This window comes from Shewanella intestini, from assembly GCF_018221465.1.
Taxonomy (GTDB): Bacteria; Pseudomonadota; Gammaproteobacteria; order Enterobacterales; family Shewanellaceae; genus Shewanella; species Shewanella intestini.
Window position 1 is genome coordinate 122,130 of the sequence record NZ_JAAIKR010000009.1, and the last position, 23,116, is coordinate 145,245.

The 23,116-nt window shown below is 41.2% G+C and carries 20 protein-coding genes and 1 pseudogene; 12 read left to right on the forward strand and 9 right to left on the reverse strand.

The features are described 5' to 3' along the window. Nucleotide 1 precedes the first annotated feature (1 nt). A complete protein-coding gene (locus G3R48_RS10620; RefSeq protein ID WP_153664895.1) occupies nucleotides 2-469 on the forward strand; it encodes a hypothetical protein in 468 nt (155 codons plus the stop codon). Between the two features lie 73 nt (nucleotides 470-542). Here the strand turns inward: G3R48_RS10620 and G3R48_RS10625 are convergent, their stop codons facing one another. Further along, entirely contained in the window at nucleotides 543-2,570 is a 2,028-nt protein-coding gene (locus tag G3R48_RS10625) for a S9 family peptidase (RefSeq protein ID WP_153664897.1), read from the reverse strand. Nucleotides 2,571-3,044: 474 nt separating this feature from the next. Between G3R48_RS10625 and G3R48_RS10630 the strand changes: the two genes are divergently transcribed. Continuing rightward, entirely contained in the window at nucleotides 3,045-4,958 is a 1,914-nt protein-coding gene (locus tag G3R48_RS10630) for a multiheme c-type cytochrome (protein ID WP_153664899.1), read from the forward strand. A 178-nt stretch (nucleotides 4,959-5,136) separates the two neighbouring features. Here G3R48_RS10630 and dgt read toward each other — a convergent pair whose 3' ends face one another. Together dgt and G3R48_RS10640 are read right to left on the reverse strand one after the other, a co-directional pair. Then, on the reverse strand, nucleotides 5,137-6,621 hold the full coding sequence (gene dgt / locus G3R48_RS10635; RefSeq protein WP_153664901.1) for a dGTPase: 1,485 nt from the start codon (nucleotides 6,619-6,621) through the stop codon (nucleotides 5,137-5,139). A gap of 219 nt (nucleotides 6,622-6,840) precedes the next feature. Next, nucleotides 6,841-7,749 carry a LysR family transcriptional regulator gene (locus G3R48_RS10640; RefSeq protein ID WP_153664903.1) on the reverse strand — a complete coding sequence of 303 codons (909 nt, stop codon included), beginning with the start codon at nucleotides 7,747-7,749 and terminating at the stop codon, nucleotides 6,841-6,843. 179 nt (nucleotides 7,750-7,928) lie between these two features. Here G3R48_RS10640 and G3R48_RS10645 point away from each other — a divergent pair, with 179 nt between their 5' ends. After that, a complete protein-coding gene (locus G3R48_RS10645; protein ID WP_153664905.1) occupies nucleotides 7,929-8,891 on the forward strand; it encodes a TDT family transporter in 963 nt (320 codons plus the stop codon). A gap of 75 nt (nucleotides 8,892-8,966) precedes the next feature. Here G3R48_RS10645 and G3R48_RS10650 read toward each other — a convergent pair whose 3' ends face one another. Next, nucleotides 8,967-9,494, reverse strand: coding sequence for a hypothetical protein (locus G3R48_RS10650; RefSeq protein ID WP_153664907.1), 528 nt, complete (start codon nucleotides 9,492-9,494; stop codon nucleotides 8,967-8,969). Nucleotides 9,495-10,229: 735 nt separating this feature from the next. Here G3R48_RS10650 and G3R48_RS10655 point away from each other — a divergent pair. The 4 genes from G3R48_RS10655 (at nucleotide 10,230) to G3R48_RS10670 (ending at nucleotide 14,288) form a co-directional block, all read left to right on the forward strand. Continuing rightward, the gene (locus G3R48_RS10655; RefSeq protein ID WP_228497463.1) at nucleotides 10,230-11,867 is read left to right on the forward strand and encodes a phosphoethanolamine transferase; all 1,638 of its coding nucleotides are present in this window, start codon (nucleotides 10,230-10,232) and stop codon (nucleotides 11,865-11,867) included. A 23-nt stretch (nucleotides 11,868-11,890) separates the two neighbouring features. Continuing rightward, nucleotides 11,891-12,265: a diacylglycerol kinase gene (locus tag G3R48_RS10660; protein WP_153664909.1), complete on the forward strand. Its 375-nt coding sequence runs from the start codon at nucleotides 11,891-11,893 to the stop codon at nucleotides 12,263-12,265. A gap of 89 nt (nucleotides 12,266-12,354) precedes the next feature. Next, nucleotides 12,355-13,029: a response regulator transcription factor gene (locus tag G3R48_RS10665; protein ID WP_153664911.1), complete on the forward strand. Its 675-nt coding sequence runs from the start codon at nucleotides 12,355-12,357 to the stop codon at nucleotides 13,027-13,029. Next, complete coding sequence (locus tag G3R48_RS10670) at nucleotides 13,029-14,288, forward strand: sensor histidine kinase (RefSeq protein WP_153664913.1); 1,260 nt, start codon at nucleotides 13,029-13,031, stop codon at nucleotides 14,286-14,288. Before G3R48_RS10665 ends, G3R48_RS10670 begins: the two co-directional genes overlap by 1 nt. 107 nt (nucleotides 14,289-14,395) lie before the next feature. On the opposite strand, the pseudogene G3R48_RS17260 reads toward G3R48_RS10670, so the two are convergent. Continuing rightward, nucleotides 14,396-14,551: pseudogene (locus tag G3R48_RS17260) on the reverse strand (IS3 family transposase); the annotation flags it as partial. 307 nt (nucleotides 14,552-14,858) lie between these two features. Between G3R48_RS17260 and G3R48_RS10675 the strand changes: the two are divergent. Both G3R48_RS10675 and G3R48_RS10680 read left to right on the forward strand, forming a co-directional pair. Then, a complete protein-coding gene (locus G3R48_RS10675) occupies nucleotides 14,859-15,110 on the forward strand; it encodes a DUF2999 family protein (RefSeq protein ID WP_153664915.1) in 252 nt (83 codons plus the stop codon). 338 nt (nucleotides 15,111-15,448) lie between these two features. Beyond that, a complete protein-coding gene (locus G3R48_RS10680; protein ID WP_153664917.1) occupies nucleotides 15,449-16,510 on the forward strand; it encodes a polysaccharide lyase family 7 protein in 1,062 nt (353 codons plus the stop codon). A 333-nt stretch (nucleotides 16,511-16,843) separates the two neighbouring features. Here the strand turns inward: G3R48_RS10680 and G3R48_RS10685 are convergent, their stop codons facing one another. Continuing rightward, complete coding sequence (locus G3R48_RS10685; protein WP_153664919.1) at nucleotides 16,844-17,632, reverse strand: SDR family NAD(P)-dependent oxidoreductase; 789 nt, start codon at nucleotides 17,630-17,632, stop codon at nucleotides 16,844-16,846. Nucleotides 17,633-17,774: 142 nt separating this feature from the next. Between G3R48_RS10685 and G3R48_RS10690 the strand changes: the two genes are divergently transcribed. Next, entirely contained in the window at nucleotides 17,775-18,665 is an 891-nt protein-coding gene (locus tag G3R48_RS10690; RefSeq protein WP_194823901.1) for a LysR family transcriptional regulator, read from the forward strand. A gap of 198 nt (nucleotides 18,666-18,863) precedes the next feature. Then, nucleotides 18,864-19,127 carry an EexN family lipoprotein gene (locus tag G3R48_RS10695; protein ID WP_194823902.1) on the forward strand — a complete coding sequence of 88 codons (264 nt, stop codon included), beginning with the start codon at nucleotides 18,864-18,866 and terminating at the stop codon, nucleotides 19,125-19,127. Nucleotides 19,128-19,420: 293 nt separating this feature from the next. On the opposite strand, the gene G3R48_RS10700 is transcribed toward G3R48_RS10695, so the two are convergent. Together G3R48_RS10700 and G3R48_RS10705 are read right to left on the reverse strand one after the other, a co-directional pair. Continuing rightward, entirely contained in the window at nucleotides 19,421-19,834 is a 414-nt protein-coding gene (locus G3R48_RS10700) for a hypothetical protein (protein ID WP_153664925.1), read from the reverse strand. Between the two features lie 78 nt (nucleotides 19,835-19,912). Next, complete coding sequence (locus tag G3R48_RS10705; RefSeq protein WP_153664927.1) at nucleotides 19,913-20,089, reverse strand: hypothetical protein; 177 nt, start codon at nucleotides 20,087-20,089, stop codon at nucleotides 19,913-19,915. Between the two features lie 434 nt (nucleotides 20,090-20,523). Here G3R48_RS10705 and G3R48_RS10710 point away from each other — a divergent pair, with 434 nt between their 5' ends. Beyond that, a complete protein-coding gene (locus tag G3R48_RS10710) occupies nucleotides 20,524-20,967 on the forward strand; it encodes a FlxA-like family protein (RefSeq protein WP_153664929.1) in 444 nt (147 codons plus the stop codon). 220 nt (nucleotides 20,968-21,187) lie between these two features. Here the strand turns inward: G3R48_RS10710 and G3R48_RS10715 are convergent, their stop codons facing one another. Further along, nucleotides 21,188-22,969 carry an amidase family protein gene (locus tag G3R48_RS10715; protein ID WP_153664931.1) on the reverse strand — a complete coding sequence of 594 codons (1,782 nt, stop codon included), beginning with the start codon at nucleotides 22,967-22,969 and terminating at the stop codon, nucleotides 21,188-21,190. Nucleotides 22,970-23,116: the final 147 nt, after the last annotated feature.

Genomic DNA, 23,116 nt, shown 5'->3' on the forward strand with positions numbered 1-23,116 from the left:
TATGTTGACAACAACCCGCTTATTAAACTACACCACGCCGCTGTTGCTTAGCCTCAGCTTGGTCATCAGTGGTTGTGTGGTTTCAAAGCCCACAACACCTGACTTAACGCCCTCAGCTAAAACGGCCACGACTAACACCGCGGCAAACACAGTAATAAAGCAGCCACAACCCATCCCCGCATTGGTTGCCAAAGTGACACCTCAAAGCCATGCTGAAATAGCCCAAGCTATTGCGCAATTACTGTCACTAAAGCAAGTGCGCATTGCCCAATCCGCGTTTAGTCAGCATCATCAATTAACCCTAGAGCATGCTGCCCATAAAGATGCCAACGGCAACCTTATTATGGGGCGCAGCACCGCTATGCCTGAGCAATTTAGTTTGTTCATCGAACACGGTCAGTGCATATTACGCCGCGACATTAATCTTGCCCAAGTCGCGTTAGTAAACACCCAGTGCCGCGAGAAATAATCATTAGTTCACCGCAATATATAAACAAATAAGGCTGCCAATTGGCAGCCTTATTTTTATTCATAAACCGACATTACTGAGCGCCAGGCTCGGCATGTTTGGTCATCCAATCTTGTACTTGGTTATACCAATAAATTGAATTATTTGGCTTCATAATCCAATGGTTTTCGTCTGGGAAATAAATCATTCGCGACTCAATACCACGGGTTTGTAAGGTTCGGAATAACTCAAAACCTTGACCAACAGGCACGCGGTAATCTAATTGACCATGTACAACTAAGGTTGGGGTATTAAAGTTTTTCGCGCCATAATGCGGTGAAATTGACTGATAAATTTCAGGTTTTTCCCAGTAGCTACCAAAACGGGTACTGTGTACGGCAAAATCTGCAGCCATTTGCGAATACATGTTATAAACCGCAGCATGGATGAATAACGCATTAAATGGGTGTTCTTGACCTAAAATAATTGAGGTTAAATACCCACCATAACTTGCACCGCCTGCCACTAAACGTTTGTCGTCAATCCAGTCTTTGTCGGTAAACCATTCCGTCGCTTTAAAGACATCTTCTAGTGACTTGGTTTTCCAGTCAGGGTTAATGCTATCGGCAAAGTCTTGGCCAAAGCTGCTAGAACCATGGAAGTTAGGCCATGCTGTTACGTATCCCCAAGAGGCAAACGTTTGTGCATTCCAACGATAATGGAAACCGTCTGAAATGGCATTGTGCGGGCCGCCGTGAATTAACATCATTAATGGGTATTTTTTAGAGCGATCAAACCCTGGAGGGTAATGCACCCACATTTGAATGTCTTGATCGTTATAGCCTTTATAAGTCACTGACTCATAAGTGCCTAAATCCACATCTTTTAAAATATCATCATTAAAGCTGTCTAAACGCGTCGTTTTACCGTTACGCTTATTAATTTTTACGATACGCGCTGGATGTAAAAAACTATCATTAGCGGCAACTAATGTACCGTTATTTGCAATCGATGGCTTACCAAAGTTAGTCGCTTTCGTAACAGGTTTTACTTTACCGTTGCTAGCATTAATGTAGAAAATACGACGCGTAGCGGCGTCATCAATTGCGGCATAAAACCCTTTGCTATCTGGTGTCCACACAAAACGAGACACAGAGCGGTCCCAATCTTTAGCAATGACTTTTTCGCTGCGTTTAACCATGTCTAACAACACTAATTTAGCGGTGTCAGCATAAAATCCAGCAATGGCCTGACGGGTAAACGCTAACGTTTTACCATTAGGGCTAAAGGTTGGGCTGCTATCAGGCGCTTGGTTATTTGGGGTTAAGTTAACCGCTTTATCACTACCAATTTTACCGAGAAAAATATCAATTTTTGCATCGACTTGATTGTCCCAACCATTTGAATTAAATGCAATCCATTGCTCTTTCGGGTCAATATCGTAGCTACCAGAACCTTGTGAGGAGCGTGGTAATTGCTGGGCAAATTTTTGCGTGATAGCTTCTACTTTGCCACCCGCTGCAGGAATTCTAAATACGTGAGCTTCACGGTCTTCATCAATCCAATGGTCAAAACTTGAGAACGGCAATGCATTCCACTGATGCGCTGATACTTTGTCTGCTTTATCCGCTTGTAATTGCGTTGCCATTTCATCCCAGTTTTTACCCGGGAAAATACGGCTAATAAAGTAAATATGTTCACCAACCCATTTAAGCCCTTTTACGCCACCTGGCACATTAGTTAAGCGCTGCGCTTCACCCGGTTCGGTCATCGGTAACAAGTAAATTTGCCCCGAATCGTCTTTATCTCGCTTGCTGATAAAGGCAATCATTTTACCGTCGGGTGAAAAGACAGGCTCACTCGCACGTAAGCCTTTTGCAGTTAATGCACGCTGGGTTTTGCCGTTTTCATCAAACAACCATAACTGAGTTGAACCCTTGTCTTCTGGCACATCATATTGCGTAACTGGGGCGACCACTTGGCCACCATTAGGTGAAATAATTGGACTACCAATACGATTTAATTGCCACAGCACATCCACTGACAATGGTTGCTTTTGCTCTGCCATCACTGTTGCCACAGGCATCAGTAAACACAGCAAGAAAATTCCGATCTTTTTCAAAACCCGTCTCCTTTATTCATTATTATTTTTTTCGCTGTCAGCGCCCGCATTTGAACTTAACCGTTCACGGGGCATATTTAGCGATTTGATACCGATTGCGCTTTTACAAGCTGGCGTGGTCATGACCCAACACAACCAATACCCTCACTGACATTTCGCCAATTTGAGCACATTGTTACCTAAACGGATTAAGCCAGACTTAAGCCCGGATCAAATTGAATTTAGCCTGCAATATCGATAACGAAAAAATAGAGTAAAGACTCAATAATTCACAACGAACTGACACAAAAAGGCGACACAAATTAAGCGTCAATTAAGTTTGGATTAGTAGGGAGAAATTAACATAAGTTACTATTTGAAAAGATAAATAACTTATCTAATTTTTTGTGAGCAACCAAGCATCTTTACGATTACTTTACAAATAACATCCGCCTTAGATACCCATATAGAGGTATTGGATGATGGAGTAATAACATGAGCAAAAACAATGGATATAGTATTGCGTTTTTAGTCAGCGCGGTTTTGGGGCTTTCAGCATGTAATGGCGATGACGGCAAACCAGGAGCACCGTGGGAGCCGCCTGTGGTAACCACATCAGCAGTGGCTAAGGTGATTGATTGGCATTACGGTGAAGGCACCGTTAATGTTGAGTTTTCAGTCGAGAATCAAGATGGCATTGCCATAGAAGATCTTGACAGAGTACAGCTCTTTTCAACACTCACTAATGACTTAGGGTTACTTGCCGATACGGTTGATGTGACGTTTTTTGAAGGACAAGACTCCTCAACAGGAACACTAACCCACCAAGGTAATGGCATTTATGAGTTACAAATGCCGCAAGAACAAGCCACTGCTCAATCTATCGGGGTCGGTTATATTCGTCCAGGTAATGGTAACAATGGCATGCCGCGTACTAAGCGGATTATGTTTTCCGAAACCACTCAATATGCTCAGGTAAAAACCACCGACGACGCTAAATGCGTTGCTTGTCATGGTGAGTTTACAGCGGCATCAGGTAATGCCGCTTGGGGTTGGCATCAACATCACCATGCGCTTGATAATGATCAAAACATTGTCATTGTTGACGCTTGTCTAACTTGTCATACCCATACTGAAAAGCAAGATGGTGGCTGGGCAGAAAATACATTAGCCATGATTGGCCACGGTAAAATGGCTGATGGTACAGGTGGAAAAGTATCTAAAGGGCACTCTGCATTGTGGAGTAACTATTCAATGGATATGAAACGTTGCTCAACTTGTCATATTGATGACGTTGAATTTACGGCATCCATTAATGGCTGTGTAACCTGTCATAGTGACCTAAAAAATCCTGAGCGCGAAGGACACAACCATTCGGCTTACGATGATGAAAGCTGTGCATCTTGTCATGCCAAAGGCGAGTTTAAATACTATGAACATAACAATGGTAAAGCGCGTGATGAAGCGTTAAATCGTTATGCATTTGAACTTGTTTCGGTTGCCCGCAGCACAGACCTAGCTAACATTCATGTTACCGTTAAAGCTACTGACGCAAACGGTACAACGGTTGATATTGCAGCCATAACGGATGCAAGCCCAAGAGGCTGGGCAACGGTAATGGTGAATGGCGAAGCAATGTTACCAGGCAGAGATGCAGGCCATGTTGCCCGCTCAACTGGCGGCGTAACCAACACCGATGGCACCTATACATACGTTATCGAACATGCCATTGCGCATGTTGAAGGCGAAGTATTAACAGGTGGTGTAGATGGTCGTATTGCTTATGCAGATGGTAATGCACCTATTAGTGTGTCAAACATTAAAGATGTACGCCGTACCAGTTCGGATGGCATGAAGTGTTTATCTTGTCATACTGAAGGCTTAAAAGGTCATGGTGATCAACGCGGTGGGTTTGATTTGGGTGGCGATGCATGTACTCAGTGTCATTCAGCCTTTAACTGGGAAACCGATAAAGCTGGCAAAGATTACCCAATGGCATGGGGACCGTTTGTCCACAATATGCACTTTGGAGAGTACAACCAAGACCGTGATTTAAACAATATGCCAACCACTGACAGGAACAAACTCGTTGAGTGTACCGCTTGTCATACAGGTGATATTGACTTAGCAAACGTGTCACCGGCTGTTGTTCTCAATGGTGTTGATGAAGCAAACGTTTATGGTATTACCGCCATTACGGCCAACTGTGCAACTTGTCATACTGGCGATGCGGCGAAAAACCATATGAAACAACAAGGCGGCGATTTTAATGTCATCGTCACACCAACCGGTATGCACCAAGGTGAAAGCGGCGACTTCGCCATATTTAACCCTGAACCGATTGTTGAATCTTGTTCTGTATGTCACTCACCAGCCAAAATGGCTGAAGCGCATAGCTACGTAAACTAAGCATAAAAGACACATTCTCATCCTCTGTGTCAGTCATGACTTTATAGCAAGCAAAAGGCCTGAATTTATTCAGGCCTTTTTTTCATTTTATAGCTTCTATGTTGAAGTAAGTCGGTGCGTTAACTACAGCGCTTTGCATACGAGTTTACTGAAGATATCGGTTAATATTCAAAGGTGCTTAAAAGTCGGCGATAACATGGAAGGCACGATATTCATCATAGGCAAATTGATCGGTCATGCCACTAATATAATCAATTAATAACCGAGTCCGGAAATAAAACTCGCGACAAGATTCATCACTAATTTGCTCCGTTAATTGGTTATTTTCCATTGCAAGTTGGTAAGCCGTTAAGTGTTTTGATGACAATTTTTTAAATAACCGCTTAGGGTAAATAGGAATACTAATGGCTTTATCTTCATGAGTTCGTACCCCATAAACCAGCACATTAAACTGGGCTTGAGTTAATGCTAACAACGGCTGATAACATTGCATTAAACCACTAATCACCCGATAACCTTGCAACTCCCGCGCCTCAACCTCTGGGTGACAGAATGCTTGCTCTAAAGCCACCTGCTTGAAGGTTTCTACAACCATGTGGTTCACACTATTGTCTTCAATCAATGCTTGGTTAAAATGACCGTGATACACCGCTTCAATGTTATCTATAAAGCGTTTTTGAGCGTGTTGCGGTAATCTAAAGTTCACCCCAACGCGTAAGAAAACAAAAAATGAATTGTCGTTGCCTTGGGCACTGCTGGTCGCCCTATCTAGCATTTTTTTCATAACATCATGCTGCTCTTCTGGCAAATGCGACGCCAACTCAGCAAACTTAGCAATGAGCGCTAGTTTCATTTGCTCAACGGTCAACACTCCCTTTTCAACCGCATCCTCTAAGTCAGCAATGCCGTAAGAAATATCGTCAGCGGCTTCCATTATGTAAGAGAATGGCGAGCGACAATGCGGCTCTATAGCTAAGGTATTTTGTAGCTCAGTAATATAGTCAGTTTCACTCAAGTAATAACCCACTTTCTTTTTTAAATAGCTGTGGGGATCATCACTTCCTTTTTCAGGTTTTACTTCAGTGCCGCAGCGGGTGTACTTCATAATCCCCGATGCTTGCGAATAGGTTAAATTGAGTTTCAATAAGGTGTGAATTAACCGAATACCTTGCGCATTACCTTCAAAACTAATCAGGTCGCGTTCAATGTCTTTAGGTAAATCTTGTTGGTGGGCTTGCAGGTAAATTTTATTAAGGTTGGTTTCTAACCAGTCAATTAATGCAGCTTCACCAAAGTGTCCAAACGGCGGATTGCCAACGTCGTGCATTAAACATGACATTTCCACCAAGGTTTCTAGTTCGCGATCAAATTCAATTAAACCCAGATCGTCAGTTTTAGAAGCCGTCTTTTTTAACTCATCACAAATTAACTGACTGATATAACGACCCACTTGTTGCACTTCCATTGAGTGAGTCAAACGACTACGCACTGCGGCATTACGCTCAAGCGGAAACACTTGAGTTTTTTGCTGTAAACGACGAATGGCGGCCGAATTAATAATTCGGCCGCGATCGCTTTCAAACTGACGACCCACAGCGCTTATTGGCGCTTTGTATTGAAATGGCCTATCGGCTTTTATTTTATTTTTAAAATGAATGCTCATGCTGCAGGTTTGCCTTAAGGGACTGAAATATCAAACATTGGGTGTAATAATATTCAATCACCCTACCCCAGCCCTTAATACCATTCAAGCGTCATTAGAATTTATCTGGTGTGTACAACAATTGTGGAACAATAGCCTTGATAAATAACGGATGATAAGAAAATGCCAATCAGCTTAACTGATTGGCATGACTCTACGATGTGGTGTTATTGGCATGAGTTAACGCAAATGTCGGTTTTCATTGCCCCATTTTTTACAGTGGTCAATAAAACTGCTTAATAATGGACTTTGATATTTGTCTTTATGGGTTAATATCCAAAACTCTCGGGAGATATCAACCGTGATGTTAATTTTGCACACCCGCTGACTGCGGATGGCATATTGCGCCGCGATACTCGATAAACAGCCAAATCCTAGCCCTGCCGCAACGGAATTAATAAGTGCTTCAGTCGTATTAAGCTCGACACATTGATGCCATTGCTTCAAATGAGGAGCAAGGTTTTGAATGAAACTGGCACGAGAACCAGAACCATGCTCACGCAGCACCCAATCACTGTTTTCAAGCTCAGCTAATGTCACTTGTTTTTTAGTTGCAAATGGATGAGAGGGCGCGCAAATAATGCACATATTATCACCGCTAAAAGGGGTAGCGATAATATCTGGATGATGAGGTTTACCTTCAATAAGCCCAATATCGACTTCGTAATCAATAATTTTTTGACAAATATGGGCTGAATTAGAGATAAATAATCGCTGGGTTTGTTGCGTCACAACTTGTCTAAAGCCGCTCAATATACTGGGGGTAATATGATTGCCAATGGTGTCACTGCTGCCCACCCTTAATACCCCTGATAAACCTTGCTCTTGCTCAAATATATGGTTGATATGCTGCAAACGGTTAATTAACTCGTCAGCCAATGGCAGTAATTTTTTGCCTTCTTGGTTCAAAATTAATCGGTTGTTGACTCGGTCAAATAACGGATGACCAAGCTGCCTTTCTAATTCCGCTAACGACAAGCTGACTGCCGCTTTAGAGATAAATAATTTCTGTGCAACCGCCGTTAAGGTTTTATGCTCAATAATTGCGTTGAACACATGAAGCTGTTTAAAAGAAATGTGTGCAGACATATCGCAACCTTTTGAGTTTAAATAATTACTGTTAAACGTTAAGAATTACTTAACCAAGGTTTTAAATTGTTAGATATAAATGAACGATTGGCAAGCGTAACATTCATTTTATTGATTAATACCTCATTCTTGTTCTAGCTAAATCGCTACCTCAGAATCCTCATGACATTGAGATGATTATGCTTCAAACCACTAAAATGAAATTACTGTCTGCTCCAACACCAATGGCTGGACTTGCCTTAGGCATTGCTAGCTTAGGTTGGTGTTGGGAAAACTGGGCCAACTTGAATGGTAATGGCCAATTACTGGGAGCGTTAATTGCCAGTGTGTTATTACTAATATTAACAGTGAAATACTTTTTTCATTCGGACACGCTTAAAGCAGACTTAGCGCACCCTGTCGTCGGCAGTGTGGTACCTACATTTGCCATGGCAACCATGGTGGTGTCGAATTCACTGGGGCATTACTCATTAATTTTAGGTGATGGCCTATGGCTTATAGGCTTAGGACTACATATTGTATTTTTAGTGGCATTTATTTATCACCGCGCTAAAGTTTTTGAATTACATCATATGGTGCCAAGTTGGTTTGTACCACCGGTAGGCATTATTGTGGCTGACGTGTCTTTTTCGGGTACACAAGGGCTAGCAGGCTTGGCTTTTGGCGCTTTAATATTTGGCATGTTAGCTTATGGCGTCATGTTACCAATGATGATTTATCGGTTAATCTTCACCCATGAAATACCCGATGCCGCCAAACCCACTATTGCCATTTTAGCTGCACCCGCCAGTTTATCGTTAGCCGGTTATTTAACGGTAACCGCAGTCCCATCACCAGTGATTGTCGGTTTACTATTTGGTATTGCGGTGTTGATGACGGCGATTATTTACGTGGCATTTTATAAGTTACTGCAACTGCCTTTTAGCCCCGCTTATGCTGCGTTTACTTTTCCAATGGTGATTGGTGCAACCGCGTTATTTAAAATGGCGCTTTGGATGCAAACCATAGGAGTGGCACCGCAATACGTTGAACAGATAAGCCTGCTAGCCATCTTCGAGCTGGCAATTGCAACCTTAACTGTCGCGTATGTGGCAATACGTTATGTTAACTTTTACTTATTAAAGCAATCTTTAGCAGCGTAATCATCTATTAAGCACAACTGTGGCCTAATGATGAAAGTCCTGTATGGCGAACAAGTTAGTTAATCAAAGCTGCAATTATCGGCTGAATGTTAACGCTGCACGAACCTCATTTAATGCCTCAACGGCAAAGCCTTTATCGTAGAAGTAAATCACCTTGCCTTGGGCATCAAGCAACACGACTCGGGCGTTGTTAGGGTTTTGATTGCCGGTAAAAGCTTGTACGCGCTCACCATCTTTATATATGGTCACCACGCCTTTCCATAATGATTTAGGGATCCCGGCGCGCATGCCGTTATCAATAAATGGGCTAAACATACGCGGCAACATGCCTTGTATGGTTGGCAACTCATACACTGCCACTTTGGTTTGGGTCATATCCAAACCAATTAACCACCGGTCGATATCAAATTGAGAGTCTTGTTTATATCCAATCAATAATAACGTCGGCTCACCTGCCACATCTTGCGGAAATTGCATCGGTGTTTGCTCAAGGCTTTCACCGTTTACAGTGATAAAGTCTTGTCCAGTAATGTCTTGATTTTGGTAAGTGGTACTGCAGGCACTAAGCCACAATGAAGCTAAAACAATCATCAATAGGCGCATAGGGTGTCCTTATATTTGGCTGACTCAGGTTAACTCACCTGCACTCGGGGTAAAAATAATTGGGCACTAACATCGGGGTCACAGAGCAGATCGCACTACCGACAAAGCAATCATCACAAGCAACCCGCTATGAATAAATTAACCGACCTATTTTGTCATGTCGACGGTTTTGTCAGGCTTTTTTCTCTTAATGACAAAGCTTCAACTTAAACGCGCTGAACGCAAGTAAAATCGTCAAGAACATCTATCTGAAAGTGAAATAATCACCATTATTATCGCTTTCATATCACCCCAACGTGATATCAAGAACGTCTATCGGGGTACAACCTACCGATACCATAAGAGTGAACACCCAACATGATTCCGTTTCACTCGCACCTTTGAAATGTGGAACGACCATCATCCATAAAACGGCCAAGATCTGGCTTATTATCTTGCAAAAATGCGTTCCTATGGCTGGTATTGCAGTTTAATGGGAAACCGTGTAAGTGGAAAAAGTGCAATATTGAATGCTTGCCGTGGTTCCAGAACAATGAGTTAAAAACCACAATAATAGGTGGGGCGTACTCTCTTATTCACGTGCTAGATATATTGAACTAAACATTTCTATCGGATGAAAAATGGGATTATTCGTCCTCTCCCTTTAAATGCTTCCATCGACATTTTTTTCACACTTCAACTGGGATACTGAGCATCGACCAATAACGAATAAACTAGCTATTAGGCCTATTGTTGATGATAAGTTTAAAAATTCTGCCTTCTCGACAAATTCCAATGAGTATGACTACGCTCATTGTATTGTGTGCGGTGTATTTTGGTACGGTGATTAATTATCCTGTTCTAAACACATTGTTCCACCTCAGTGACAGCGTGCCCAACCCATTTTTTTTCTACACTGCACCGATACTACTCACCTGCGCATTCATCATCATTTTTTCACTCTTTGCATGGCCTTATTTCTTTAAACCATTCCTGTTTTTCGTCGTACTGACGTCAGCAGCAGCCTTGTACGCCGAAAAAAACTTCCAAGTGATGTTTGACTCCTCAATGATGGAGAGTGTTTTCGAAACCAATTTATCTGAGATCTCTTTTTATTTAAACATGACGACAGTGTGCTATTTGCTATGTTTCGGGGTACTACCTTGTGTGTTTTTAGCATGGGTTCGCATCACGCCCTATAGCACATGGATGAAAGCGGTGGGTTCACGAGTGAGCCTTATTTTAGTTGCCGCGATAGGAATCGGCCTCATTGCACAGACTTGTTACAAGGACTATGCGTCTGTCGGTCGTAATAACTGTTATTTAAATAAAATGATCATTCCAGCACACATTTACTATGGAGCAAGATATTTAAAGAAAACATATTTAGAAACCAAACTGGACTATCACACGATTGGTAGCGATGCTCAAATGGTGGCGACTCCTAATAGTAAGCCAACGCTTATGGTTATCGTTTTAGGGGAAACCGCCCGTGCGATGAACTTCGCTTATAATGGCTACAAGCGTGACACGAACCCTTATACAAAAGACATGGGATTAATCTCATTTCAGGATGTATCATCATGTGGGACTTATACTGCACTATCTGTACCGTGTATGTTCTCTAACATGACAAGACATTCCTATAACAAGCCTCGTGCAGCAGCACAAGATAATGCGCTTGATGTCATTCAACACGCAGGCGTCGACATATTGTGGATAGATAACGATGGTGGTGATAAAGGCGTAGCTAAGCATCTGGCATACAAAACCATTAATGCTTCATTAAACAATGAGGACTGTAATGGTTTAACTTGCTTTGATGTCGCGATGCTAAAAGATGCCAAGGCTTTTATCGACAACGGCTCTCATAACAAGTTACTCGTGTTACATACGATTGGTAGCCATGGTCCGACATACTGGCAACGGTATCCGAATATACAAGCACCGTTCCAACCGGCTTGCAACAGAAGTGATATAGAAAACTGCAATGACAAACAGATTGTTAACGTATACGACAATACGCTGGTTTACACCGATTACGTGTTGTCACGGGTTATCGAAAAATTGAAAAGCGTATCAAGTGACTACAATGTCATGATGACATACATTTCAGATCACGGTGAATCGTTAGGTGAGGGCGGAGTTTATCTTCATGGTACACCGTATCTAATTGCCCCCAAAGAACAGACTCACGTTCCTTGGTTGATATGGATGCCAGATGAATATGCGAAGCAAAAAGGCATTAACAAAAAATGTCTCGCAACGAAAGCACAAAATAGTAATCTATCGCATGACAACCTGTTTCATAGCTTACTAGGCTTATATGGCGTTAATACGAAAGCCCACGATTCAACATTGGATATCACGCAAAGCTGTCAGTCTCTATCCTAACAATCATTAAGGGTGTTTATAACATGCAACAAGAAGTCATCATAAAACGCACAGGGATTCATCGCATCTTTTATACCTTCATCCATAGTTTTAATGGATTTAAATGGCTCTGTAAAAATGAGACCGCCTTTCAACAAGAGCTGATGTTATTCATACCACTGACTATATTCGCATTCTGGCTAGATTTATCAATCATTCACACCCTCATGGTCGTGTTGAGCATGGTGCTTGTTTTATTTGCCGAAATGCTCAACACCGCCATCGAAGTTGTCGTAGATAGAGTAAGTTTGGACTATCACAAGTTGTCTGGCGTGGCTAAAGATATTGGCTCTGCTATCGTTCTCCTCAGCATGGTCTGCTCGCTAACCGTTTGGGGAGTTGTGTTGTATCTACGATGAAAACGCCCTATTTTTACAGATAGGGATTTGAATGGACATGTTATTAAAATAACATTGGCAGATTGATGTCTTACTCGTGTAAGCGTGAAATGAAAAAAATATTATTAGTTGAAGATAATGCCGAAATTGTCGGTATTTTATTTGATTACTTCGAAAGCGAAGAAGTGGTTATCGATTATGCAGACAATGGCGAATTGGGGTTAAAACTTGCTTTAGAAAACACCTTTGACGTGATCATTCTCGACCTAATGCTTCCTCGTATGAGTGGTTTGACGGTCTGCGAAAAACTTAGAGAAGCTGGAAACGTCACTCCCATTCTTATGCTGACTGCACTTGATAGCCGAGAAGATATGCTCAGTGGATTTAAATATGGTGCCGATGAGTATGTAACAAAGCCTTTTGACCTCGAAATACTAGAAGCTCGCCTATTTGCACTGATAAAACGTTACCGAGGAAACGTAACACACACTTGGCTTGAATTTGGCAGCTTACGCATAGATCAAAAAACACATCAAGCTTATCGTGAGGGAATCCAGTTAGCGTTAAACCCAACCACTTACGCTATCTTAGAACGACTCTGTCAACGCGCGCCTGACGTCGTAACAAGATGCGAAATTATTAATATGTTATGGAAAGACAACGAACCAGATACGGACATATTGCGCAGCCACATTTATCATCTGCGCTACCAGTTGGACAAGCCATTCACCGATTCCATGCTGGTTACCGTGCCCAAGGTAGGCTTTCGTCTGGAGAGATTATAATGCGCAAAATCAACTTATTCAGCACTCGAACGCTAACCGGTCAGTTAGGCATATTTTTTATGTCAGTCGCGTTTGTAATGGGCTTGGCGAGCTACATCACCTTCTATGCGACTTTACACTGGTCTGAAGACAAGGCTGGAGAGCGGCGAATTGAAATTGACAAGAATGAAGCCGTACAGCGCTTTATGAATGGAGAAAAGGGGAAAATTACCATTGATGTTTTAACCAGCGCCTATGATGACATCAATCTAATCCCGGATAGCTATCATCGCTATCTAGAAAATAGGGAAGAATTCGTTGGAGAAGTGGGGGTGGATTCTGAATCACGGATGCTCTATTTCGGCCATTACATAAAAGATGGAACCAAGAAACCGGTCATTTTACTGTCTGATATTAATCAAATTGAGTTCGGCCCAAAAGAAACCCTATTTTCGAGTGCCGTTATCATTACCACTATCGCCGGAATGTTTATTATCTTTGGTGCATTATTATCTCGTTTGTCTCAGCGCCTCATTGCTCCTCTGAATCATTTAACAAACCAATTGACTGAATACAGTGGTAACTCTACCCATATATTTGATATTCCAGCCGGAGGAGCACAAGAATTCCAGATATTAGCAAACCAGCTCAATACCGACCGACGAGAGATTCATAGCTTAGTCAAACGTGAACAAGCCTTTGCCCGCTATGCAAGTCATGAGCTAAGAACGCCGTTAACTATTGTAAAAGGCGCAAGCAAACTCTTAGAACGCGATAGTTCAACTGAATTCCAAAAACGTCAGACTTTACGCATTAATTTAGCAATCAACCAAATGAGTACGATGGTAGACGCCCTTTTAGGACTGGTAAGATATGAGCGAAGCCAAGATGACTCAGCAACCAGAGAAGTCAGCCACACAGAATTTCAAACAATCATTGACAACAACCGCGCTCAAGCCAATGCAAAAAATATTGAAGTTGAACTACTTTTTCATAGTTCTCCCTACTTAAATGCTTCACTCGCAGTACTGAATATCATCGTGGGAAACTTAATTAGAAATGCCATCGCTGCATCAGAAGAAGGTAAAGTCACACTTAATGTCTGTACTGACTCAATAACAGTAGAGGACAATGGGCCCGGTCTTAATCACTCCACTAATGACGAAGGACATGGTTTAGGGTTATTGATAGTCAACGATCTCTGTCATCGATACGCCTGGACGTTTTCGATAGAAAATCGAAAACCTATTGGGTGTATCGCTACAATTACCGTAACGTAATCACACAAGATAAATGTAACCCTCCCTTATATCGATCATATTTTAAGAGCGTTTTCCTCATTTAAACGCTCATACAATTTGGGCGGTCAATCATTCATTGATCCATGTGATAGCGGCTCAGGCTCTAGAGTAAGTAAACACTTTTTACGTCGTAAGTTAAGTTTCAAACCACAATCAACACGGTACACTCGTTTTTGGTTCCATTTATGCCCTAGAAGCCGTAGTCGTTTTAATGTTTTGAGAAAACCATAAGCCTTATGTTTTAAGCAATGTCAGATACTGCTTCAATGATGTCATTATCATCGATACGTTTGAGTTGATAATAAAAGACTCGTTTTATTTGAGGATATTGATAATTTGGCTTTCAGTAAAACGTGTCTTTTTCATGTAATTTTCCATTTGGTTTAGTGTAAATGGAAAACGCTATTTAACACATTCTGATTTTAAGGGAGGGTTACAACATCACCTTTGTCTTCCCCACTCAGCGAGGCATAGATTTAAGTTTTCCCTATCGCTGGGATATAGGTGTAAAATAGCGCGACTTCCAATTAACTCATGCTAGGAAATGCAATGAATCCGATTATTGCCATCTTAAAAGAACACAATGTCACAGATGCCCAAATCAATGACGTTTTTCAAGCCTTAACTCAAAACCCAATGATGGCGATGAGCATCATCGGCCAATTAGGTATTCCACCAGAAAAACTGCAACAATTAATGGGGTTAGTGATGCAAAACCCTGCATTAATTAAAGAAGCCGTTGAAGAGTTAGGCTTAGACTTTACCAAAGTTGAAGCCGCGCAAGCACAACTTAAAAAGTAATCTTTGTATGTAAATAAGCCAAGGGATCATGACTCACGGCATGCGTGTCGCGATATCCCCGCTAAGTGATGCATTTATCACACCCCAAACAATTAATCTTGCTTGGGGTGTTTTTATATCTGATTCGCGAAGCGCAAGTTAATTAGCTTCAATATAGGCTGGCTTTAAAATTGGCATATCACGATATACATCTGTCTATTTTCGTGCACTTACTCCACTAGCTATCGTCTAATTCTTAATCTTGATCACACTATTGTAATACAATAGTATTGTAGTATCAGTGTAAACGGCACATGTAAACACAACGTGAAATAAATATTGTGGGAAAGGGACAAAAAATGAAGAAAATCCATCTTAGTTTGTTAGCGCTTGGCATCATTGCAGGTTGTTCAACAACGGCTCCAGCACCTAAAGTAAAACACGTCTTTAATTACGACTATACCAAGTACAATTTAGATGCGACTAAAGCCCCAGCACAAAATTTTGATCTGACTAATTGGAAGATTACCTTACCTGAACTGACTAAAGAAGGTTCACGTAAAGGCAAAGCATTAGAAATTGCCAAAAATCAATTAGGTGATACTCAAACACCTTATTCTCACCCGCAATGGTTTTATACCGACAAAGCCACTGGTGGCTTAGTATTTGTTGCACCTAACGAAGCCCCAACAACACCAAACAGCAAAAATACCCGTAGTGAACTACGTGCAATGTTGGCACAAGACTACAAAGATCCACGCAATAACTTTGTTGTGGCCTCGCACCCAGATGCAAAAAATTACGGCGCTATTGGCGGCCAATTAAAAGCAACGTTATCTGTCGATCAAGTCAGTGTCAGCGGTGAATACCGTAAAAATAACGCCTTTGCTGTGGTTATCGGTCAAATCCATGGTTCTGACAATGAACCATTAAAAATTTCTTACCGTAAACTACCTGGTCATGAGTTTGGTTCACTGTCATGGAACTATGAATTAAACCCAGTACCTGAGTTACAAAACGCACGTGACAAAAACGGTAAAAAATTACGTAAAGATATTCGTCATAACGTATTTGGCAGCTACAACTTACGCGAAGGCAGTCAAGATCCTCAAGACGGTATTCGTTTAGGTGAAATCTTCTCTTACGAAGTAGACGTTAAAGGTGACATCATGCACCTTATTTTCACCAAGAATCCTGGTGAGAAAAACCAAATCGTTAAAACATTTGATGTTGACCTAAACAAAGGCGACTACAAAGGTAATGACGTTGACCAAGGTTATGGTAACGACTGGATGTTCTTCAAAGCCGGTGTTTATAACCAATGTAATACCAAAGCTAGCAGCTCAAACTGTCAATGGCGTGGTATGGAAGCTGGCGATTATGCCCAAGCAACCTTCTACAACCTTGAGCTAAACCAGTAACCCCAAAAACATCACTCATCATCCTCTCCATAATGCCCAATATCTATTGGGCATTATTATATTTAGCAGTTTATAGTTTATTGCTTACTCAGCGAGTTATTTAACTGCGATCCTTTATCAAAACTCGTTGCTCGTTAGCACATGAAACACGCTTTAGCTTCTAAGGCATTATCTTATGGATAAATATTGCAGCGGGGGTTAATAAAATCGGACAACAATCACTGCCTTAACTCAAGGTTATTTAGGTTAAATTCGCACTAAAATATATCCACAAAAAAGCCATGCTGACATTAATACCAGCATGGCTTTTTTATGGGGATAGATGAGTAACCTTTAGAAAACTGAGCGCACAATCCCGCCGTCAACACGCACTGCAGCGCCATTCATTGCAGCCGACAATGGGCTACTTAAGAAGGTGGTGAAATCAGCAATTTCTTGTGGGTCAATTAAACGTGCAATTAATGAAGTTGCACGGTTGTCGGCCATAAATTTACGTTCAGCTTCAGCGTATTCCAATTCAGGGAACAGGTTTTGCACAAATTTTTGTACGCCCTCAGTACGGGTTGAACCCGGCATAACCGTATTCACTGTTACTTGGGTGCCTTTAGTGAGTTCAGCCATGCTGCGTGACAAGGTCATTTGCATCGTTTTGGTGGCGCTATAATGGGCCATTTCAGGTGCAGGGTTAACTGCTGACTCACTTGAAATAAAGATAATCCGGCCACTGTCTTGTTTTAACATACTACCTAAATAATGACGCGATAAACGCACACCACTCATTACGTTAACTTCAAGAATATTCTGCCATTGCTCATCCGTTGATTGTAAAAACTCAACCGACTCATAAATGCCTAAGTTATTAATTAAAATGTCGACACTTGGGTAAGCAGCTACCGTAGCTGCATTACCTTCAGCCGTTGCATTGTCAGCAACTAAGCTGTGCAGCGTTGCATTAGGCACAGTGGCTTTAATGGTATTCATCGCTTGTTCAACACTTTGACTTGAGCGGCCATTAACAATCACTTCAGCGCCTTCAGCAGCTAATGAAGTTGCAATTGCAAGCCCAATACCACCCGTTGATGCTGTTACTAACGCAAGTTTATTCGATAGATGTAAATTCATGTGTTGTGCCCTCTCATTAAGTTGAAGCTAGTTTAGCGCCATTAAACTTAGCCATAAATATCAATAATGGAATATTACTTGTGCTATAAATTCACAAGTAATAACAATGCTGATGCAACATAACACTATAGTGGAAATTAAAATGAAGATAACAATTGAGCAGCTCCACGTATTGGTTTCGGTAAATCACAGTGGCAGCTTCAGTAAAACGGCGGAATTATTAGGCCAAACTCCATCGGCAATCAGTCGAAAAATAAGCCAGTTAGAAGCACAATTAAACGTGAGTTTATTTACCCGCACCACGCGGAGAATAAGCCTTACCGATGACGGCAAACGCATTACTGAACAAGCTCAGCACATATTAGCAGTACTAGAAAACATGCACGACAGCGCGCCGAATGCACAGCCTCAAGGTAAAATAAAAATTGATGCCCCCACGCCATTCATTGAACATTGCATTATGCCGTTTATTGATGAATTTATGGCACTTTACCCTAAAATAGACATAGAGCTTGCCAGCTTTGATCGCCAAATAGACTTAATTGAACAACAAGTTGATGTGGCCTTTCGAATTGGTCAATTGCAAGATTCCAGTTTGCATTACCGTAAAATTGGCCGCTCGCCACTGCGTATTTTGGCCAGCCCTGAATACCTTAAACAGCACGGACAGCCGCAACACGTTGACGAACTGACTCAGCATCGTTGTATTGGGTTTTCACAACCCATTAGCCTTAACCAATGGCCACTTAAAAGTGCCCGTGGCAATTCATTCGCAATTAAACCGCAATTAAGCATGGAAAGCGGCTCATTGATCCGCCAAGCAGCATTAAATGGCTTAGGTATTGTGTGTTTAGCTGACTTTATGACCGCTAGCGACATCAAAAACCAAGCGTTAACACCTGTTTTAGTCGACGCGACACTTAGCCAATACCAGCCCATTAATGCGGTTTTTTATCAGCCGTATCAGGGGTCATTAAAACTCAAATGCTTTATTGATTTTATCGTCGAAAAGTTAGCCGCGTCATTGTATTAAACAACTGCCGTTAAAATTATCCATAAAACAGAGTGAAAAGTGCGTAAAAGTTAAAATGTCAGACTTTTGTCTATGGGCATGATTTTAAATAACAATTTATAATTAACTGATTACTTAAGATAAATTTAATTTAGCTTTTATTGTTGGTGCATTTAAAACCAATTAATACCGCAAGTAAAAAGCACAAGGATGTTTGATTTGAAAACCCTCTCTCTCATACTCAGCCTGTTAATGATGACAATGGCCTGCACTAAACAAGAAGTAAAATCGGTGGCGTACTTTAAAGCGAATATCGCTGAGGCCAAAGTAAAAGTACAATGGTGCAAAATAAGTACCGAGCGCAGTATTACCAGTAATTGCATTAATGCTTCAAGTGCACTGGCGCATATTAAAAGCCAGCAACTATTGGGCAACCATGCCGTGACGTCTGCTGGTGTTACCCAAGCCACACAACAGCCTTAATTCCCACGCAATTATCAACTTATGCGCTTATTAATTTAGTCACCTGTTGATAATAACCGGTGTCATGTTAGCAAGGCTGGCAATAGCGATAGTAGTGATGACATTTGAAATAATTAAGATGACGTGAGAGTTAAGAAGTGAGACCAAAATCGCGCTTATTGGAAAAGTTATCATGGTGATGAATACAACTTACCCATCACCATTATACGAGCCGTTAACTGCAATATTACACCAGCAATTACGCTAAACTACCGCGCAATTAAGTTTTAACTGGTTAAGCTTAACTGGCTAATCTAGTTCATTAATAACTGCACTAATTCATTGGCACCCGCAACGGCATATTGGCGTTTAATCAACTCACCTGCCGCCGAAAATACAAATATTTCAGCAGATTGCGCTCGATGTTTTGCTAAAAACTGATCGCCCTCTGGTGTGCCTTCACGTGCTAATAAAAAGTGAGCATTATTACCCAGTGTTTCACGGGCTTGGTTCATTTGCTCCGTTTGCGGATTACTAATTGCTAAACCGGGATCATAAACAAACACCACAGCCGGTTTGCCATTACCAATTTGTTCGTGGGTAGTTTTAAAGCCTTTTGGCAACATGCCAAATAGCACACTGAGCAACACAGCAATACTCACGCCCACAGCCATCATCACCCACAACTTACGTTTAGTTGGATTTGAAGTGTTAATGTCTTCGTTCATAGGTCCCTCTTAAGCAATAAAATTACCATAATGATAGTCAACTTATCTGAGTTAGATATTAAAAAGGCATGAATCATTTCATGCCTTTTTAATTAAATTGTCAGCGGCAAACGTTAGTAAGAAATCGTCACCAGCATCTTCAACAGGCGGGATAACGTCAATGGGAGCAGCTTGAGTATTATTGTCATCCGAACAGCCAAATAACACTCCAATAGTAGCAATAACAATCAAGCTTGATGACAATTTATTATTCATTCTTACTTATATCATCAACACTAAATTAACAAAATGACACTTGATTGATTGACGGATTGCATCTACAAATAAATCAAAAAAGTCGAATAAAAACATTACTTTGATTAAGGTTATTGCATGGGTTTGCTAATAATAAATTCATTAGCATTTACTTATTTATATTATTACCTCTCCCACTAAGCTATTGAAAATCATCATAAGCCAAAGGGGGATATCTCAAACCGAATTAAGTCGATCATCTATAATGATTAAAAATAATTAATTCAAGGTTATTTTTAATCCCTATTATCCTTAAGTCTGAATAAGTTATTGAGTTAATACTCATCATTTAAGTTACGTAGGGACGTATGAAACCGCGGCTAATTTAGGCTCTCACTAAAGTTGCGCTTCAAAAAGCCGATAACCTTTTACTTCTCAACTTTTAGGCCATCGTCATGAATATTTCAGGTGTACGCTCAGTCGGCTCGACTCAACCAAACATCCAAACGGCACACATTAGTGCGAAAAAGGATTCACCAAGCTCAGCGCCAGCTGATGGACCGAACACGGAATCAAGTTCGGTATCAATTTCTGATGATGCAAAAAGCAAGCTGTCGTCTGAACTTGGGGCAACAATGCACAAAAACAATGAAGGCGCGAAAGCGCAAGGTGGTATGGTTTCCGCGGCTGCAAATACCGATAAACGCTCTGACACCGAGAAAAAAATTGATGAATTGAAAGAGCAAATAAAAGAATTACAAAAACAACGTCAAACTTTAGCTAATGACAAATCTGATGAAGCACAAGAGCAACGTAAACAAATTGATATGCAAATTCAGATGTTAAATACACAGATAGTCACCTTGCTTAAATCTGCAGAAAAGCAAGCAAGCACTTAACCTTAATGGGTTAACCTCAAGTTAACCCACAAATAAAGTGCTGCGTTCGCGTTGCATTAATAACCGCACAATGAATTACCTTTTCAGCAGGTACGCTATTGATGCATTAAGTGAACGAGCAACACCTTATTTTTGCAACAAATGAGTTAATTCCAATACAGCCAATGATGAATGCTAAAGCATTAAAAACCAATATAGAGACTGGCATCGCCACTAAGCACTAAGCCTGTGATGATTGGCTTGTTAAATAAGATAAACGCGCTTCGATATTAGGTTTTTGTAACTGGTACTTCGTCCCTTTTACGCCCAACTCTAATGCTTTACCTGCAGTGAGTAATGCGCCATCACTAAGATGTTCGCCCATAAACGAAATACCAATAGGCATGCCATTCATTTCATCTGTGGTTTCGCGTCGGCCAAATGGCACCGTTAACGCGGGATATCCTGCTGGCGAATACAAATCATCGTATATATTTTCAGTTGCCAGTACACTAATTTGTTGCTCTATAAAGAATTTTTTAAATATCTCACGTGACACTTTTTCTCTAAAGGCATGTATCTCATTACTTTGTTCACGTGTGTGCGTATCCGCAACAGAATCTAATAACCACTTATGGCCAAACACCATTCGCGCAGTGGGATCGGCTTCGTTAAAAGCAATAATTTCATCGAGATTGGCAAAAGGGGCTTCTTCACCTAACGTCTTTAAGAAATCATTCACTGAATCTCTAAATCCTGGCGGTAAAATTGTCAGCAAATCATTCGGTGCTTTAAAATAATTATCAGCGATATGATCACCAAATACGCTATTGAATTTGGCGACAAACTTAACTTGAACGCCCCCTTTTTTAAGTGCGTCAAATAGCGCTTGCTGCATAGGAGATGGTGATAATTGAGCTTGGCCAGTATGGTTTGCGCCATGAACATTATCATGAGTTTCTGAGCTATCCGCTTCGACACCCACAACGAGGCTTTGGCGAGCAGCAAGCGTTAACCCTGCCTGATAATTCCACCCCGCAGCAGCACAGCAAGAAGCGCCATAAGGGTCATTGTCATCAATAGCAGCAACAATTGTCATTGTCGTAGCGACATCATCAATGGTTTGCCCCATAATCCCCATCGAATCTTGTGCGACATCTAAAGGAATAACATAGTCTCGGCTAATCAATCCTCGGGTTGATTTTAAGCCAATTACCCCGTTGACAAATGCAGGTGCTAATACTGAACCTGAAGTTTCAGAACCTATGGCAATTGGCATTAAATCGGCAGCAACAGCCACGGCTGAGCCTGAACTTGAGCCCCAAGTCGTGTACAACCCATATGGATTATACGTTTGACCACCATTATTTGAAAAACCATTAGGAGCACGCCAATCGGTAAAGTTAGCCCACTCACCTTGATTTAACTTTCCGAAAATCAATGCGCCTTGGACACGTAATTGCTGAACTAAAAAGGCATCGCGAGACGGCTCCCACGCCAACATAGCCGCTGACCCTGTTGCTGTATGCAGTTTATCTGCCGTGGCAACATTGTCTTTTAAACCAACGGGGATGCCTAATAATGACAACCCTGCTTGTCCGTGTTGTTCACGTTGAGTATCTGCTGCAATGGCATCAGTGATGATATCGGGGTTGAACTCAATAATCGAATTTAGCCCATCAACGTCATATAACCGAGCACGGTATAAATAGCATTTCACTAATTCAAGCGAGGTTAATTGCTTTTCATTCATCAACTGCTGCAATTGAGCAATGGTTTTATCCATCACCAAGGCCAATGTTCTATCGTACTGCTCGACACCGTAATCCGCTAAATTGTCAGCAAACTGAGCAATATCACGAAACACTTTGCCAGTATAATTAACAGGCTCAAAAATGTGACAACCATTTTCTGTCGTCTTATCTATTTCAGGTATTTGGTAATTTTTATTATCACCCTGCTTACCATTTTTTGTGGCGATGGTAATAAGCGGCTTACGGTGACAAGTTTGCTGAGTCGACATTCATTTATCTCTAAATATTCTCTATCCATTGATAATATATGAGTCATTTCAGTTATCACAAGCGCACGCTATTATTTAAGCTGCCAAGTAAAATTATAAGAATAGTTTAAAACTCAAGCGTTTTAATTAAGTAATTTTTTTAATTAA

Excerpts from the sequence above, each read along its gene's own strand:
- G3R48_RS10630 (WP_153664899.1), top strand. The coding sequence starts at position 3,045 with ATGAGCAAAAACAATGGATATAGTATTGCGTTTTTAGTCAGCGCGGTT.
- G3R48_RS10670 (WP_153664913.1), top strand. The coding sequence starts at position 13,029 with ATGCGCAAAATCAACTTATTCAGCACTCGAACGCTAACCGGTCAGTTA.
- G3R48_RS10655 (WP_228497463.1), top strand. The coding sequence starts at position 10,230 with ATGATAAGTTTAAAAATTCTGCCTTCTCGACAAATTCCAATGAGTATG.
- G3R48_RS10700 (WP_153664925.1), bottom strand. The coding sequence starts at position 19,834 with ATGAACGAAGACATTAACACTTCAAATCCAACTAAACGTAAGTTGTGG.
- G3R48_RS10710 (WP_153664929.1), top strand. The coding sequence starts at position 20,524 with ATGAATATTTCAGGTGTACGCTCAGTCGGCTCGACTCAACCAAACATC.
- G3R48_RS10680 (WP_153664917.1), top strand. The coding sequence starts at position 15,449 with ATGAAGAAAATCCATCTTAGTTTGTTAGCGCTTGGCATCATTGCAGGT.
- G3R48_RS10705 (WP_153664927.1), bottom strand. The coding sequence starts at position 20,089 with ATGAATAATAAATTGTCATCAAGCTTGATTGTTATTGCTACTATTGGA.
- G3R48_RS10650 (WP_153664907.1), bottom strand. The coding sequence starts at position 9,494 with ATGCGCCTATTGATGATTGTTTTAGCTTCATTGTGGCTTAGTGCCTGC.
- G3R48_RS10665 (WP_153664911.1), top strand. The coding sequence starts at position 12,355 with ATGAAAAAAATATTATTAGTTGAAGATAATGCCGAAATTGTCGGTATT.
- G3R48_RS10645 (WP_153664905.1), top strand. The coding sequence starts at position 7,929 with ATGCTTCAAACCACTAAAATGAAATTACTGTCTGCTCCAACACCAATG.
- G3R48_RS10620 (WP_153664895.1), top strand. The coding sequence starts at position 2 with ATGTTGACAACAACCCGCTTATTAAACTACACCACGCCGCTGTTGCTT.
- G3R48_RS10675 (WP_153664915.1), top strand. The coding sequence starts at position 14,859 with ATGAATCCGATTATTGCCATCTTAAAAGAACACAATGTCACAGATGCC.
- G3R48_RS10660 (WP_153664909.1), top strand. The coding sequence starts at position 11,891 with ATGCAACAAGAAGTCATCATAAAACGCACAGGGATTCATCGCATCTTT.
- dgt (WP_153664901.1), bottom strand. The coding sequence starts at position 6,621 with ATGAGCATTCATTTTAAAAATAAAATAAAAGCCGATAGGCCATTTCAA.
- G3R48_RS10685 (WP_153664919.1), bottom strand. The coding sequence starts at position 17,632 with ATGAATTTACATCTATCGAATAAACTTGCGTTAGTAACAGCATCAACG.
- G3R48_RS10640 (WP_153664903.1), bottom strand. The coding sequence starts at position 7,749 with ATGTCTGCACACATTTCTTTTAAACAGCTTCATGTGTTCAACGCAATT.
- G3R48_RS10715 (WP_153664931.1), bottom strand. The coding sequence starts at position 22,969 with ATGTCGACTCAGCAAACTTGTCACCGTAAGCCGCTTATTACCATCGCC.
- G3R48_RS10690 (WP_194823901.1), top strand. The coding sequence starts at position 17,775 with ATGAAGATAACAATTGAGCAGCTCCACGTATTGGTTTCGGTAAATCAC.